This is a genomic window from Acinetobacter sp. CAU_H_56, assembly GCF_058599425.1.
In genome coordinates, this window is sequence record NZ_CM178654.1 from 2,380,697 (window position 1) to 2,395,813 (window position 15,117).

The window sequence follows — 15,117 nt, forward strand, 5'->3', positions numbered from 1 at the left end:
GTCAAATAAGAGCTGGAATATTATTTAAACAGGCTGGCAAAATCATCAGTACAGGACTTCACCATAATAATGGCATGTTCCCGAGTGCCATTCGAATTCGGATAATAGTTCTTGCGCAGATCAATCTGATGAAAACCGGTTTTTTCATACAGTTTAATTGCAGCAGTATTGCTTTCCCGTACTTCCAGAAAGATTTGTACTGGACTATTTTTCAATAATGCAATTGAGGCATCTAGCAACTGATAACCTAAACCTTTGCCCTGTTGCGCAGGATCAATTGCCATCAGTAATAAATTGGCTTCATCCAACACCGGCTGTAAAATGCAGAACCCTACGACTTGCCCTGCTTGTTCAATCACAGTGCTTTGATAAGCAGTAACAGCATCTTCAAATTGTTTAAAGGTCCAGGGATGGGATTGTACTTTGGTTTCAATCTTGGCAACGGCTGGTACATCCGCAGCTTGCATCAAACGAATCATCTTCGTTCATCTTATCTAGAATTAACCTCCGCATTATAGAAACTTTATTTAAAAAATCGAGCAAAAAAAAAGAGCAACTTAGGTTGCTCTTCAGTCTTTTAATCTAGTTTTAAATTAAAGGCCCAGTTTTTGTTTCCAGCTTTGTAATAAGCTATGGGTGTCATGATCATTTGGATGAAAACTAGGTTTAAAGTACATCAGCATTTCTTTACCCATACCGGTAATAATTCCTTTAGATGGGCTATAACCATAAGTATAAATTTCTTTTAAAGCTCCGAGACTTAACTGACGGTCTTCTTTCAATAAACGCAATACAAAGTAGCTTTGTACAAAGAATAGGGTGACCATTGCAGCGACTAATGAAGTGGTACGCAGCAGATAAGATTTTAAGCCTTTACCGAAAACACCTTCGAATACATCATAGGCCACGGCCTTGTGTTCATTCTCTTCAATTGCATGCCAGAGCCACATGGTTTTCATGGTGTCATCTTTCATCAGTTCCTGAATATGATGATTGGTCAGTAACTGAGATGCAATGGTCGCAGTAAAATGTTCTAGTGCAGTCGTCGCAGTGAGGTCCACCATTTCCTGGGTAATACCGACTGGCTTACCGACTGCCGCAAAGATTTTGCGTGCAGTTTGAATGACTCGGTCAGTATAACGATCTAGCGTATCAACATCATGACCATGACGTTGCGCTGAAGCATTAAAACCCACATGTTCCTGGGTATGCATGGCTTCCTGACCAATAAAGGCAGAAATTTCCTTTTGCAACGCCTCATTATCTTTAATGGCTGGATGCTGACGTACAGCACGAACAGAATCAATAAAGAATTTTTCGCCTGCCGGGAATAGTGCAGAGAGTGCAGTCATAAAGTGAGTCAGTCCTGCTGAACCATTCATCCAGTATTCTGACACTTGATCAAAATCAAAACTCATACGACGTACCGGAAAACTTGCGCCTGCACGATTGGTAATTTTCACTTGAGCATTCATACACTTACTCCCCTCAGTTCTATATAGAGCTGAAATCTAATTATTAAAATTCTTATAGTTATATTACTGCGTTGAATTTTTCACATAAGTGCAGATAAGGTCAGTGAAATATCACTTAAGGACAGCTTATAAATATATTGTTAGACAATTTAAATATGCTTGAAAATGAGTAAGTTGAATTTACAGATATAAAAAAAGCGTCCCAAAGGGACGCTTTTTTCACACAATCAGCGATTATGCAGTTACTTTAGCAACTACACCAGCACCAACTGTACGACCACCTTCACGGATCGCAAAACGTAGACCTGGGTCCATTGCGATTGGGTGGATTAGTTCTACTGACATTTCTACGTTGTCACCAGGCATAACCATTTCAACGCCTTCTTTCAAAGAAATCGCGCCAGTTACGTCAGTTGTACGGAAGTAGAACTGTGGACGGTAACCGTTAAGGAATGGAGTGTGACGACCACCTTCGTCTTTAGAAAGTACGTATACTTCTGCATCGAATTTAGTGTGCGGTTTGATAGAACCTGGTTTAGCAAGTACTTGACCACGTTGTACGTCTTCACGTTTAGTACCACGAAGCAAGATACCACAGTTCTCACCAGCACGGCCTTCGTCAAGAAGTTTACGGAACATTTCAACGCCAGTTACAGTAGTCTTAACTGTGTCTTTGATACCCACGATTTCAACTTCTTCACCAACTTTGATGATACCAGTTTCAACACGGCCAGTTACAACTGTACCACGACCAGAAATTGAGAATACGTCTTCGATTGGCATCAAGAATGCTTGGTCGATTGCACGTTCTGGTTCTGGGATGTAAGAGTCAAGCGCTTCAACAAGTGCTACTACAGCTGGTTCGCCGTATTGACCAGCTTCACCGTTAAGTGCAGCAAGTGCTGAACCACGGATTACAGGAGTGTCATCACCTGGGAAGTCGTAAGTAGAAAGAAGTTCACGAACTTCCATTTCAACCAGTTCAAGAAGCTCTTCGTCGTCTACAAGGTCGCATTTGTTCAAGAATACAACGATGTAAGGTACACCTACCTGACGAGAAAGCAGGATGTGTTCACGAGTTTGTGGCATTGGACCGTCAGTCGCAGCACATACAAGGATCGCGCCGTCCATCTGAGCAGCACCAGTAATCATGTTTTTAACATAATCGGCGTGGCCCGGGCAGTCTACGTGAGCGTAGTGACGAGTTGGAGAATCGTATTCTACGTGTGAAGTATTAATTGTAATACCACGTGCTTTTTCTTCTGGTGCAGAGTCGATTGCAGCGTAGTCTTTCGCTTCACCACCGAATGTTTTAGCACATACAGTTGCAATCGCAGCTGTTAAAGTTGTTTTACCATGGTCAACGTGACCGATTGTGCCCACGTTAACGTGTGGCTTATTACGTTCGAACTTAGCCTTAGCCATGAGATCTTCCTTTTTAAACTGCCTGTAGGGGGTGAGCCCTACAAGCGATTTTGGTTTTTAACTATGAATTAGTTTGGGCTTATAGTAATCGAAAGATTACTCGTCGTCACCTTTTTTACCGCCAGACTGGAATTTAGCGATAATGCCTTCAGCCACGTTACGTGGAGTTTCAGCGTACTTAGCGAACTCCATAGAGTAAGTCGCACGACCTTGAGACATAGAACGCATATGAGTTGCGTAACCAAACATCTCAGAAAGTGGAACTTCTGCACGAATCGCTTTAGTACCGCCAGGTAAATCGTCCATACCTTGAACAAGACCACGACGACGGTTTAAGTCACCCATGATATCGCCCATGTAGTCTTCTGGAGTTTCTACTTCAACTTTCATGATAGGCTCAAGCAAGATAGGATCTGCTTTCATGAAACCATCACGGAAGGCATAAGAACCTGCCATTTTGAACGATAATTCGTCAGAGTCGACATCATGGTAAGAACCGTCGAACAATGTCGCTTTGATGCCAACTACTGGATAACCAGCAAGGACACCATTCTTCATACGTTCTTGGATACCTTTGTCAACCGCACCAAAGAATTCTTTAGGTACTACACCACCAACAACTTCTTCAGCGAACTCGTAGTCTTTACCAGTTTCAGGGTCAAGCGGCTCTAAACGTACGTATACGTGACCGAATTTACCTTTACCACCAGTTTGACGAACGAATTTACCTTCTTGCTCAACAGATTTCTTGATCGTTTCGCGGTAAGCAACCATTGGTTTACCAATGTTCGCTTCAACGTTGAACTCACGCTTCATACGGTCAACGATGATGTCAAGGTGAAGCTCACCCATACCAGCAATAATTGTTTGACCAGATTCTTCGTCAGTACGTACACGGAACGATGGATCTTCTTTCGCCAAACGACCTAAAGCAACTGACATTTTTTCTTGGTCAGCTTTAGTTTTAGGTTCAACTGCAAGTGCAATTACTGGCTCTGGGAATTCCATACGCTCAAGTGTAATGATGTTGTTTTCATCACAAAGCGTATCACCAGTTGTCGTATCTTTAAGACCTACACACGCTGCGATGTCACCTGCACGAATTTCTTCGATGTCATGACGGTCATTTGCGTGCATCTGTACGATACGGCCAACACGTTCACGTTTCATTTTTACTGGGTTATAACACGGGCTACCCGCTTTAAGAACACCAGAGTAAACACGTACGAATGTCAAGTTACCTACGAATTTGTCGTTCATGATTTTGAACGCAAGCGCAGAGAACGGAGCATCGTCAGACGCTTCACGAGAACCTTCAGTTTCGTCTTTGTCGTCTAAGATACCTTTAATTGCTTCAACGTCAGTTGGCGCTGGCAAGAACTCAATAACAGCATCCAACATACGTTGAACACCTTTGTTTTTGAACGCTGAACCACAAAGCATTGGTTGAATTTCATTCAACAATGTACGTGCACGCAGACCAGAAACGATTTCTTCTTTAGTCAACTCGCCTTCTTCAAGGTACTTGTCCATGAGTTCTTCTGATGCTTCCGCAGCAGCTTCAACCATGTTAGTACGCCATTCGTTAGCTAGCTCAACTAAGTCAGCAGGGATTTCACCATATTCGAACTTCATACCTTGAGACGCTTCGTCCCAGATAATCGATTTCATTTCGATTAGGTCAACAACACCTTGGAAGTTTTCTTCAGCGCCAACTGGAATCACGATTGGCACAGGGTTACCGCCAAGACGTGTTTTTACTTGTTCCACAGCACGGAAGAAGTTCGCGCCAGTACGGTCCATTTTGTTTACGAACGCAATACGAGGCACTTTATATTTGTTTGCTTGACGCCATACAGTTTCAGACTGAGGTTGTACACCACCTACAGCACAGTAAACCATACATGCACCGTCAAGAACACGCATAGAACGCTCAACTTCGATCGTGAAGTCAACGTGTCCCGGGGTGTCAATAACGTTAATACGGTGTTGGTCGAACTGGTTAGCCATACCTTTCCAGAAGCATGTTACTGCTGCTGAAGTAATGGTAATACCACGTTCTTGCTCTTGTTCCATCCAGTCAGTTGTTGCTGAACCTTCGTGAGTTTCACCTAGTTTATGGCTCTCACCTGTGTAGAACAAAATACGTTCAGAAGTCGTTGTTTTACCAGCATCGATGTGCGCGGAAATACCGATGTTACGGTAACGAGAAATTGGGGTTTGACGTGCCATGATTTCTAGCATTCCTAAATTTTGTTGTTTAAAACAGGACGCTTTAAGTTGCTAGCAACTTAAAGCGTTTTGATGACGATTGGATGAAACCCATATCATCACCGTCCTGATAAGGGCCTGTTTTATGTGCTTAGAAACGGTAGTGAGAGAAGGCTTTGTTGGCTTCAGCCATACGGTGCACATCTTCACGTTTTTTAACCGCTGCGCCTTTACCTTCAGCTGCATCAAGCAACTCGCCAGCAAGACGTAAAGCCATAGTTTTTTCAGAACGCTTAGCAGCAGCATCTACTAACCAACGCATAGCTAGGGCAGTACGACGGGATGGGCGTACTTCCATAGGTACCTGGTATGTAGCACCACCAACACGGCGTGCTTTTACTTCGACCATTGGACGAACTTTTTCAAGAGTAGCCTCAAAAAATTCAACTGGGTCTACTTTAGATTTTTCTTGAACGCGGTCCAAAGCACCGTAAACGATACTTTCAGCAATAGATTTTTTACCATCTTGCATTACGTGGTTCATGAATTTAGCGATTGTTTGGCTGCTGAACTTAGGATCCGGAAGGATTTCACGAGCAGCGACTACGCGACGTCTTGGCATTTTAAAACTACCTATAAATATGACACTTCAGGTTTATCCAGCATGAGTACAAAGTGTCATGTACATTCGCTGGCCTTACTACACGTCGCTTGAATTTCACAAAATAAATGCAGAAATCAGACAAGCGAGACGATAAAGGATTGCAGTTCTACGAACTAAGAAATTAATCTCGAAAGATCAATTATTTCTTAGGACGTTTAGTACCGTATTTAGAACGAGACTGGTTACGATCTTTAACACCAGCACAGTCTAAAGAACCACGAACGGTATGGTAACGTACACCTGGTAAATCTTTAACACGACCACCACGGATAAGAACAACACTGTGCTCTTGTAGGTTATGGCCTTCACCACCGATGTAGCTTGATACTTCAAAACCAGAAGTTAAGCGAACACGGCAAACTTTACGCATTGCTGAGTTAGGTTTTTTAGGTGTAGTTGTGTAAACACGTGTACAAACACCACGACGTTGTGGACAAGCCTTCAACGCAGGAACTTTAGATTTTTCAACTAAAGTCGTACGACCCTTACGGATCAACTGATTTGTTGTTGCCATGTGGCAATTCTCCCGTTAATAAAAAGCCCCAAAAAACTACTACTTTTTGAGGGCATGCAATTGTAAGTCAAGATGTATAATTGGTCAACACACTGAAAGCACTCAAATGCACATCAGCTATCGCTTACAATTATTTAATCGGTTCAAATATCTACTATTTTTCCTGAGACGGATCTGCATCTTTAGTAACATTTTTTGTTTTATTTTTCGCCGTGCTTTTAGCAGTGGCTTTAGGCTGCTCCGGCGCATCTGCAGTTTGTGCATCTGCTTGCTGTTGATCTTCATTTTCGGAGCCTGAATCATGCTCCTGTTCAGCTTCTGCCAGAGTATCCTCTATATCTTCAGGGACAGGTTCACTCAGCGCAGGTTGCTGCACATGTTTATCTGCTACCGGCTCCACCAGTTGGTCTGCCAACGTATTCAAGCCCTCACTGACCTGCTCGTCTTTTTCTTCCTCGGCGACCGGTTGATCCGTCTTTTTGACTACCTTGACCTGGGTAATATTTTTATTACCTTCAATCGGAATCTCCTGATCCAGAATCGGCTCTCCTGGCGCGCTCTTATCTGCTTGAGCGGCACCATTCAGCAATTTAGGTGCAGCCTGTTGCAAGAGTTCTCTCGATTTTTGATAGGCTTCTAGTACCGAAACAGAGCTATCACGATGCTGTAATAGATATTGACGGGCATTCGAGAATACTTCTTGAGCTTTCTGGTTCACGTCATTCACAAAGCGATGACTATAGACTGCGCCAATCCCTGCACTCGCCAATGGAGTCAGTTTGGTTAACTGCTCTAATAAAGACAGTTTCGGGAAATGGTTCATCCATACCCACTTCATGCTACCATCCTGATTGCTGAGCCATTTTTTCAGTGTTTCCACATCATTGCTTGATCCAAGCATAGTCTGCAACTGGGAAAGGTCATGTGTTTTCAAAGTACTGCTCAGCGCTTTAAGCCCCATCAACAGCGCCTGTTTTTCTGCAATCAGACTGAGATCAATCTGTCTAAAGATATGCTGTACAATTTCCTGATCGTCTTCCTTGCTCAGGTCAAAACCATAAGAACGTCCCACTTGATAGATGGTACGCAGTGCCATCAGTAAAGAAGCTGGAATATCAATCGCAGTTCCCAATACCCCAGTGACACCACTTACAGCGCCTTGTACCGTCGCCATCCATTTATTTTGTTCAGCAAATGCCTGAGAAATGCGTTGAGAACGCGTAGTGTCCTGAGTTAATTCTTCCAAATCCTTCGCCCCTGCTTCATTCAGGATGGCATCAACCGAACTCATCTGGTTGCTGAACTGATTCAGGTGATTATAAAAGTAGTCAGATACTTTGTCGGCCAGCTGGGGAGAAACAAAATGCGCGACATTATTCACGGTATTAAAACGACGGCCCAGCAGCTGACGGGAAACATTTGGAAGATGTTCGCGTAGCATGTCTTTGGGATTTTCATATTTTTTTGAAGCAAAAGGGCTTTTGACTTTTGCCGAGCCATCAACAGCATGATCGGTATTATCAACAGCATGATCGGTATTGAAGGTTTTAGTCACAGAATCGGGTGCAACATGATTTAACAGTTCCAAACCTGTTGAACTGAACTTTTTCGCCACTCCAAAGGCATTCGAAATCAGACCATTAGATTGTTTATTATTAGCATTTACCATTTTTACCTCAGCATGCACGTGCTTGTATTTGGTATAAATACTAGGTGTAGTCAGCATTTATCTCAACCTTATTCTGTTTCATTTAGTAAAAGCTCTACACAGTACTTTATAAACTCAACCTACTGTCACACGGCATAACATTTGCCATAAGATTTCAAAAATCTTTCTGCTATGATGTTCTGCATTGTGAAATAGGGGTTAGCGCTATATTTTGCTGTCTTATCAATGCCGAGTATCTCCCGCTGCCCCAGAGATAAACTATAAGGATCTGTAGATGAAACGTGTTGTCATCACTGGTATGGGTATTAACTCGTGCATTGGTAATACATTAGAGGATGTGAATCACTCTTTACAAAACGGGATTTCAGGAACACGTTTTAATCCGACTTATGCTGAACTGAATTTCAAGAGTCATGTTAGCGCTGCTGCTGAACAGGATTTTGATGGTATTGACCGTAAGCTGAAACGCTTTATGGGCGTGTGTGCAATGTATGCCTACAATGCTGCTGTTGCAGCCGTTGAGCATGCAGGTTTAAAACAGGAAGATCTGGCGAATAATCCACGTTATGGTATTGCCGGTGGTTCAGGTGGCAACTCGACAGCTTCTGTAGTAGAAATGACAAAATTGCTGGAAGAAAAAGGCGCACGCAAAGTTGGTCCATTCTTCGTACCACGCAACATGTCGAATACCATTACAGCAAACGTCGGTGTCGCATTTAAATTACAAGGGATTGCACACTCGATTACTAGCGCTTGTGCAACTTCTGCCGATGCCATTGGTTATGCTTATAATCTGATCCAACTGGGTAAACAGGATTTAATGCTTGCCGGTGGTGGTGAAGAAGATCACTGGTCTCAAAGCCTGCTATTTGATGCGATGGGTGCACTGTGCTCTAAATACAACGACACACCTGAAACAGCTTCTCGTCCATATTCAGCAGACCGTGACGGTTTCGTGATTGCTGGCGGTGGCGGTTTCGTGGTGCTTGAGTCTCTAGAACATGCTCAGGCACGTGGCGCGAATATTCTGGCTGAAGTTGTGGCTTATGCAGCTAACTCTGATGGTGCTGACATGGTTGCTCCATCTGGCGAAGGGGCAACACGTTGTATCCTGATGGCTCTAGAAGAAGCCAAACAGCATGGTGTAGATAAAATTGACTATGTGAATACACATGGTACTTCTACTCCAGCAGGTGATGTTACTGAACTTAAAGCTATGGCACGTGCCTTCGGTGAAGGTCACGTTCCTCCACTCAGCTCGACTAAATCTATGACAGGTCACAGCCTGGGTGCTGCAGGTGTTCAGGAAGCGATCTACTCTATCCTGATGATGCAAAATGACTTTATTGCACCAAACATCAATGTGACTGAACTGGATGAAGGCGCAAAACCATTTGATATCGTACTTGAAAAACGTGACGCAAAATTGAATACTGTGATGAGTAACAGTTTCGGTTTCGGCGGCGTAAATGCTTGTCTCGTTTTCAAAAAATGGGAAGGCTAAGCCGCCCATTTTAGGGTGACTTGATGGATGCTCCTTCTGATGCTTTCTTGTGGGTAAAAGCATTACATATTATTGCTGTGGTTTGCTGGTTTGCTGCATTGTTCTATCTGCCACGGCTTTATGTCTACCATGCCATGAGCGAAGATGTCGTAAGTCATCAACGCTTTGAAATTATGGAACGCAAGCTGTATCGCGGGATTATGTGGCCAGCTATGGTCGCCACGCTGATCACAGCACACTTTCTGGTCGATTGGGGTGATGCAACGCGTCATTACCATGAAGCCTTATGGTTCTATCTGAAAGTCGGCTTGGTTGGCTTGCTAGTCATTTACCATTTGGTATGTGGTTATTACCGCAAGAAACTGATGGAAAATGCCCATTACAAGTCACACAAGTTCTGGCGCTTCTTTAATGAAATGCCAACGCTGATTTTATTTGCTGTGGTGATTTTAGTGGTTGTAAAACCTACTTTCTAAGATTCCCTAAAATTAAAAGATCCCCGATTGATCGGGGATTTTTTATGTCTGTACTTTATTCTCCGGAGAGAAGTTGCTGACGTTTACGAAGACGTGGTTTATACAAAGTGTGATAGGTGGCGAACAGAATTACTAACCACAGCGGACTAATCATCAGTGCTTTCATGGTATCTACTTCGAGACTTAAAATAACTAAGGCAAAGAACAAGAAGATCAGCACCAGATAGGACATCCAGATTCCGCCCGGCATCTTGAAGGTCGAAGTGGCATGTTTTTCAGGTTGCTGTTTACGGTAACGGATATAACACACCATAATCAGCCCCCAGATACTGATAAACAGAATCACACAGAGTGAACTGGCCAGCGTAAAGGCTTCCATCGTGTTCGGCACAAAATACTGGAAAGCCGCACCTGCCATAATAAAGGCACAGGAAAATAACAGACCTTTAGCCGGAACTGCACGACTTGAAAGCTCAGCCAAAGCCTGAGGTGCCTGACCATCACGTGCCAAACCAAACAGCATCCGACTGGTAGAGAACACGCCACTATTCATGGAGGACATCACAGAAGACAGTACCACCAGATTCATGATAATGGCTGACACCGGAATACCCGCATGCAGAAACAGTGTTACAAAAGGACTTTGATCAGCAGGAATTTCTACCCACGGTGTTACAGACATAATGACCAGCAGAGACAACACATAGAACAGGATGATCCGTGTAGGAATCGCATTCACTGCTTTAGGCAAGTTCTTTTCAGGATCCTTGGTTTCAGCCGCCATCGTACCCAGCAGTTCTACACCGACGAAAGCAAACATCGCAATCTGGAAGCCAGCCAGAAAGCCCATTGTGCCCTTAGGGAACATACCATCATAGGCCCAGACATTGGTCAGGCTGGCAGCCGATCCACCTGGTGCCTGGAAGTCGCTGAAGATCATATATCCGCCAATCGCAATCAGGCCTAAAATCGCCAGAATTTTAATCAGTGCAAACCAGAACTCGATTTCACCAAACAGCTTAACGGTCAGCAGGTTAATTCCCAGTACCAGCAGTACACAGCCAGCACTGATCATGGCCTGCCCCATGGGTGTAAAAGCCATATCGGGTGGCAGCCAGAAATTCAGATAATTGATAATTGCCGCTAAGTCGGCAATACCGACCAGAATCCAGCCCAGCCAGTACGACCAGCCAATATAATAGCCAGCCCCCGGACCAATCAGGTCATGCGCCATATCAATGAAGGATTTGTAGTGCAGATTGGACAGTAAAATTTCCCCTAATGCACGCATTAGGAAAAAGAACATGGCTCCAATAATCATGTAGATAAATAAGATTGAAGGCCCTGCCAGTGCAATCGTTTTACCAGAACCCATAAACAGGCCTGTACCAATGGCACCACCAATGGCAATTAACTGCAAATGGCGGTTAGAGAGCTTACGCTGTAATTCATGGGGAGATGATGATGCATCATCTTTGGAGGAGGCTGTATTCATATTCGGTTCCTTTTTCCCATCAGGCCCTCGCTCATCTGATCGGATTTCTTCCTGAAATCCTGATTGCAGATACAGTTTCATTTAATGAATTAAATGATCAGGCCTGATGTGCTTACAAAATCAAGTTGGGAGATATAAAAATCTGAAGCAACTTAAGGGAGGGCTGCAATCACTGCAATTTCAATTAACCAGACGGGATTTACCAGATCCGCCTGAATGGTTGCGCGTGCTGGTGTGCCATATCCCTCGAGCCATTCAATCCAGAGTGCATTGACGGTTTGAAAGTCTTCCAGGTTTTTAACAAAGAGCTGTGCAGATAACAGACGGCTTTTGTCTGTACCTGCCAGTTTAAGGAGTTGATCAATCTTCAAGAGCACTTCACGCGTTTGACCACGAATATCCAGACTGGTGCTGTCTGGCACCTGCCCTGATAAATACACGGTTTGATTATGAATGGTGACAGCACTCATGACCTGATTGCTGTTCAAACGCTGAATATGTGCATGTTCCGTCATAATTTTATCCTCTCTTATTTCTAATATTTGTTTAATCTTTAGCTTTCAATCTGTACAGGCACACGTTGGGTGATGGCACACATCAGCTCATAGCCAACCGTACCCGAACCCGCGGCCACTTCATCAATCGGCAATACTGTGCCGTGTATGGATTGTCCCCACAGCACAACTTCGCTACCAATCTGCGCATCCGGGACAGAAGCTAGATCAACCGCCAGCATATCCATACTGATGCGACCGATCGTTTGGGTTCGAATCCCATCTACCAAAACTGGTGTTCCAGTTTGTGTGATTCGCTGATAACCATCCGCATAACCACAGGCTACAATTCCAATCTGCATCTCTTGCTCAACTACAAAAGTAGAGCCATAACCAATGCTGTCTCCTGCCCGAACCTGCTGAATCGCGATCAGTTCGCTACGCAGACTCATGGTCGGCTTTAAGTTCCAGTGATCAATCGTATGGGTAGGATAGTCAGGTGAGCTGCCGTAAAGCATGATGCCGCTACGTACAATGTCTGACTGTATATGCTGATGATGACGCAGAATGGCAGCACTATTACTGAGTGAAGTTTTGCCCGGCAGATTTTGAATGGTTTCGGTAAAGACCAGCTGTTGATGTTCAATACCTTCCTGTCCAAGGCGCATGCCATCCGCATCGGAAAAATGTGTCATATGACTGATGGAGCATACTTGCTTAATATTTTTTAATTCCTGAAAAGCGACACGATACTGCTCAGGTAAAAAACCGAGCCGGTTCATTCCGCTATTCATTTTTAAAAAGACATCAAACTGTACGTCTGGTTGTAATTGGACAAAGGTTTTTAACCATTCCAGTTGATGCTGGGCATGAATTGCAAAACTTATCTCATACTTGGCGCAGTCGAATAAATCTTCAAGGCCAAAAATGCCTTCCAGCAACAATAAGGGTTTGTCACAGCCTAAGGCACGCAAACGCTTTCCTTCAATAAGATCCAGAAAGGCAAAACCATCGGCACTTTTTAATGCGGGATAAACCCGCTCAATACCATGCCCATAAGCATCAGCTTTGACGATTGCAAAGACCTGGCTTTGAGGTGCGCAGGAACGTGCAACTTGCAGGTTATGTTGCAATGCCTGTTGATGAATCACCGCGTGTATTGGACGTGGCATAAATTTCTTCCCTGAAACTGATAATCCTTAAAAGCTTAAGCAACCTGCTGATAACGATTCAGTGATAAACCTTCAGTACTAATCTCAGGTGCTTGACCCAGTACCAGATCACTGATCAGCTTTCCTGAACCACAGGCCATGGTCCAGCCTAAGGTACCGTGCCCAGTATTCAGGAACAGATTGTTAAAGCGTGTCGATCCAATAATTGGTGTGCTATCCGGAGTCATTGGACGTAAGCCGGTCCAGAAACTGGCCTGCGCCATATCGCCGCCCGGAAACAGGTCACGAGTGACCATTTCCAAGGTTGCACGGCGATCCTCATTCAGGCCCAAATTAAAGCCTGTTAGCTCTGCCATACCACCGACACGGATGCGCTGATCAAAACGAGTCAATGCAATCTTGTAAGTTTCATCCAGCACAGTCGATTGTGGTGCATGAGTCTGATCCACAATTGGAATGGTCAATGAATAACCTTTGACTGGATACACCGGCAGATCCAGATGTAGCGGCTTCAGGAAATCACGGGAATAGCTGCCAAAAGCCAGCACATATTTATCTGCGGTCAATACCTGACCATTAACCAGTACACCTTTGATCTGGTCACCTTCAAACAGCAGTTTTTCAACCTGCTGGTTAAACTTGAATTGTACGCCCATGCCTTTGGCGTAATTGGCCAGTGCATTGGTAAACAGGTAGCAATCACCGGTTTCATCATTTGGCAGATGCAAACCACCCACCAGTTTATCTTTAGCTTCTGCCAGTGCCGGTTCAACTTTGGCTAGCTGCTCACGATCCAGCAACTCAAAATCCACGCCGGTTTCTTTCAGCACTTCGATATCACGTTGCACTGCATCGAGCTGTGCTTCCTTACGGAAAATCTGCAAGGTTCCTTTAGAACGGTTTTCATAAGAAATGCCGATATCACGACGTAGATTACGTAAACAGTCACGGCTATATTCGGCGACCCGCACCATACGTTCTTTATTCACTGCATAATGTTGAGCATTACAGTTTTTCAGCATCTGGGCCATCCACTGTAACTGCCACAGACTACCATCAACATTAATCGCCAATGGTGCATGATGCTGGAACATCCATTTCACTGCTTTAAATGGAATGCCAGGTGCTGCCCATGGTGTCGAATAACCAGGAGAAATCTGGCCCGCATTACCAAAACTGGTTTCTTCAGCCGGACCTGCCTGACGGTCAAGGACAGTCACTTCTGCTCCCTGCTGCGCAAGATAGTAGGCACTTGTTACACCAATGACACCACCACCCAATACAATTACGCGCATGACATTACCCTCAATGACATTTATAGTTTATTTCACCAGTATATTTTTGGATCAATAGTGAATTTCACTGTTTTAAACTGATATATTCAGCAAATTCACTAGATTCTTCGCGTCATTTTTAAAAATTAAGGGAATAATAGATGCGCAAATTAGACCGCATTGATCGCATGATTTTAGATATCCTGCAGCGCGATGGACGCATTGCAATCAGTGAACTCGCTTCCCGGGTCAACCTCTCTACCACACCTTGTTCCGAGCGGGTCAAGCGGCTAGAACGCGATGGAATCATCATGGGTTATCATGCCCGACTCAATCCGGAAAAGCTGGAAAAGAACCTGTTAGTGTTTCTGGAAATCAAACTTTCTGCCAAATCCGGTGATGTATTTGAACAGGTCGCGCGTGACTTAAGCGAAATTCCTGAAGTGCTGGAATGTCATCTCATCTCGGGAGATTTTGATTATCTGGTGAAAGCCCGCCTAAAGGAAATGAGTGCTTACCGGCGTCTGCTTGGGGATTTATTAAAAAAGCTCCCCTCTTCTGCTTCCTCACATAGTTATGTAGTGATGGAAGAAGTAAAGGAAAGTTCATATCTGGATGTAGGAATCTAATTCTGACAAGGGTTCAAGTTGTAGACACAACAAAACCCCATAAGGGGCTTTGTTGTGAACCGTTTATCTGAATTAGATAAGTTTAAAGTAAAATTTTATTATTTATATGGATGAT

14 protein-coding genes are annotated in these 15,117 nt (G+C 44.0%); 3 read left to right on the forward strand and 11 right to left on the reverse strand.

The features are described 5' to 3' along the window. Positions 1-20: 20 nt before the first annotated feature. The 7 genes from rimI to AC4MCC_RS11300 all read right to left on the reverse strand — a co-directional run bounded on the left by rimI (position 21) and on the right by AC4MCC_RS11300 (position 7,958). The gene (rimI, locus tag AC4MCC_RS11270; RefSeq protein WP_180002414.1) at positions 21-479 is read right to left on the reverse strand and encodes a ribosomal protein S18-alanine N-acetyltransferase; all 459 of its coding nucleotides are present in this window, start codon (positions 477-479) and stop codon (positions 21-23) included. Between the two features lie 114 nt (positions 480-593). Then, positions 594-1,475 carry a metal-dependent hydrolase gene (locus AC4MCC_RS11275; RefSeq protein ID WP_491885302.1) on the reverse strand — a complete coding sequence of 294 codons (882 nt, stop codon included), beginning with the start codon at positions 1,473-1,475 and terminating at the stop codon, positions 594-596. A gap of 234 nt (positions 1,476-1,709) precedes the next feature. Further along, positions 1,710-2,900 carry an elongation factor Tu gene (tuf, locus tag AC4MCC_RS11280; RefSeq protein ID WP_491885303.1) on the reverse strand — a complete coding sequence of 397 codons (1,191 nt, stop codon included), beginning with the start codon at positions 2,898-2,900 and terminating at the stop codon, positions 1,710-1,712. Positions 2,901-2,996: 96 nt separating this feature from the next. Further along, complete coding sequence (gene fusA / locus AC4MCC_RS11285; RefSeq protein WP_067728661.1) at positions 2,997-5,132, reverse strand: elongation factor G; 2,136 nt, start codon at positions 5,130-5,132, stop codon at positions 2,997-2,999. Positions 5,133-5,262: 130 nt separating this feature from the next. Then, positions 5,263-5,733, reverse strand: coding sequence for a 30S ribosomal protein S7 (rpsG, locus tag AC4MCC_RS11290; protein WP_067728659.1), 471 nt, complete (start codon positions 5,731-5,733; stop codon positions 5,263-5,265). A 181-nt stretch (positions 5,734-5,914) separates the two neighbouring features. Beyond that, complete coding sequence (gene rpsL / locus AC4MCC_RS11295) at positions 5,915-6,289, reverse strand: 30S ribosomal protein S12 (RefSeq protein WP_002050319.1); 375 nt, start codon at positions 6,287-6,289, stop codon at positions 5,915-5,917. Between the two features lie 154 nt (positions 6,290-6,443). Next, positions 6,444-7,958 carry an EcsC family protein gene (locus AC4MCC_RS11300; protein WP_491885855.1) on the reverse strand — a complete coding sequence of 505 codons (1,515 nt, stop codon included), beginning with the start codon at positions 7,956-7,958 and terminating at the stop codon, positions 6,444-6,446. A gap of 274 nt (positions 7,959-8,232) precedes the next feature. Between AC4MCC_RS11300 and AC4MCC_RS11305 the strand changes: the two genes are divergently transcribed. Together AC4MCC_RS11305 and AC4MCC_RS11310 are read left to right on the forward strand one after the other, a co-directional pair. Beyond that, a complete protein-coding gene (locus AC4MCC_RS11305; RefSeq protein ID WP_034701624.1) occupies positions 8,233-9,462 on the forward strand; it encodes a beta-ketoacyl synthase N-terminal-like domain-containing protein in 1,230 nt (409 codons plus the stop codon). Between the two features lie 23 nt (positions 9,463-9,485). Beyond that, entirely contained in the window at positions 9,486-9,938 is a 453-nt protein-coding gene (locus AC4MCC_RS11310; RefSeq protein WP_004783286.1) for a CopD family protein, read from the forward strand. Between the two features lie 55 nt (positions 9,939-9,993). Here the strand turns inward: AC4MCC_RS11310 and AC4MCC_RS11315 are convergent, their stop codons facing one another. The 4 genes from AC4MCC_RS11315 to AC4MCC_RS11330 all read right to left on the reverse strand — a co-directional run bounded on the left by AC4MCC_RS11315 (position 9,994) and on the right by AC4MCC_RS11330 (position 14,394). Then, positions 9,994-11,433, reverse strand: a complete 1,440-nt coding sequence (locus AC4MCC_RS11315) for an amino acid permease (protein WP_419365627.1) — start codon at positions 11,431-11,433, stop codon at positions 9,994-9,996. Between the two features lie 152 nt (positions 11,434-11,585). After that, the gene (locus AC4MCC_RS11320) at positions 11,586-11,948 is read right to left on the reverse strand and encodes a RidA family protein (RefSeq protein ID WP_491885304.1); all 363 of its coding nucleotides are present in this window, start codon (positions 11,946-11,948) and stop codon (positions 11,586-11,588) included. A 38-nt stretch (positions 11,949-11,986) separates the two neighbouring features. Then, positions 11,987-13,099: an alanine racemase gene (gene alr / locus AC4MCC_RS11325; RefSeq protein ID WP_491885305.1), complete on the reverse strand. Its 1,113-nt coding sequence runs from the start codon at positions 13,097-13,099 to the stop codon at positions 11,987-11,989. Between the two features lie 35 nt (positions 13,100-13,134). Beyond that, a complete protein-coding gene (locus AC4MCC_RS11330; protein ID WP_491885306.1) occupies positions 13,135-14,394 on the reverse strand; it encodes a D-amino acid dehydrogenase in 1,260 nt (419 codons plus the stop codon). A 140-nt stretch (positions 14,395-14,534) separates the two neighbouring features. Here AC4MCC_RS11330 and AC4MCC_RS11335 point away from each other — a divergent pair, with 140 nt between their 5' ends. Continuing rightward, complete coding sequence (locus AC4MCC_RS11335) at positions 14,535-15,002, forward strand: Lrp/AsnC ligand binding domain-containing protein (RefSeq protein ID WP_004783295.1); 468 nt, start codon at positions 14,535-14,537, stop codon at positions 15,000-15,002. The last annotated feature ends 115 nt before the right edge of the window (positions 15,003-15,117 follow it).

Excerpts from the sequence above, each read along its gene's own strand:
- AC4MCC_RS11320 (WP_491885304.1), bottom strand. The coding sequence starts at position 11,948 with ATGACGGAACATGCACATATTCAGCGTTTGAACAGCAATCAGGTCATG.
- AC4MCC_RS11315 (WP_419365627.1), bottom strand. The coding sequence starts at position 11,433 with ATGAATACAGCCTCCTCCAAAGATGATGCATCATCATCTCCCCATGAA.
- tuf (WP_491885303.1), bottom strand. The coding sequence starts at position 2,900 with ATGGCTAAGGCTAAGTTCGAACGTAATAAGCCACACGTTAACGTGGGC.
- rimI (WP_180002414.1), bottom strand. The coding sequence starts at position 479 with ATGATTCGTTTGATGCAAGCTGCGGATGTACCAGCCGTTGCCAAGATT.
- AC4MCC_RS11300 (WP_491885855.1), bottom strand. The coding sequence starts at position 7,958 with ATGGTAAATGCTAATAATAAACAATCTAATGGTCTGATTTCGAATGCC.
- AC4MCC_RS11335 (WP_004783295.1), top strand. The coding sequence starts at position 14,535 with ATGCGCAAATTAGACCGCATTGATCGCATGATTTTAGATATCCTGCAG.
- rpsL (WP_002050319.1), bottom strand. The coding sequence starts at position 6,289 with ATGGCAACAACAAATCAGTTGATCCGTAAGGGTCGTACGACTTTAGTT.
- rpsG (WP_067728659.1), bottom strand. The coding sequence starts at position 5,733 with ATGCCAAGACGTCGCGTAGTCGCTGCTCGTGAAATCCTTCCGGATCCT.
- AC4MCC_RS11310 (WP_004783286.1), top strand. The coding sequence starts at position 9,486 with ATGGATGCTCCTTCTGATGCTTTCTTGTGGGTAAAAGCATTACATATT.
- AC4MCC_RS11275 (WP_491885302.1), bottom strand. The coding sequence starts at position 1,475 with ATGAATGCTCAAGTGAAAATTACCAATCGTGCAGGCGCAAGTTTTCCG.
- AC4MCC_RS11330 (WP_491885306.1), bottom strand. The coding sequence starts at position 14,394 with ATGCGCGTAATTGTATTGGGTGGTGGTGTCATTGGTGTAACAAGTGCC.
- fusA (WP_067728661.1), bottom strand. The coding sequence starts at position 5,132 with ATGGCACGTCAAACCCCAATTTCTCGTTACCGTAACATCGGTATTTCC.
- alr (WP_491885305.1), bottom strand. The coding sequence starts at position 13,099 with ATGCCACGTCCAATACACGCGGTGATTCATCAACAGGCATTGCAACAT.
- AC4MCC_RS11305 (WP_034701624.1), top strand. The coding sequence starts at position 8,233 with ATGAAACGTGTTGTCATCACTGGTATGGGTATTAACTCGTGCATTGGT.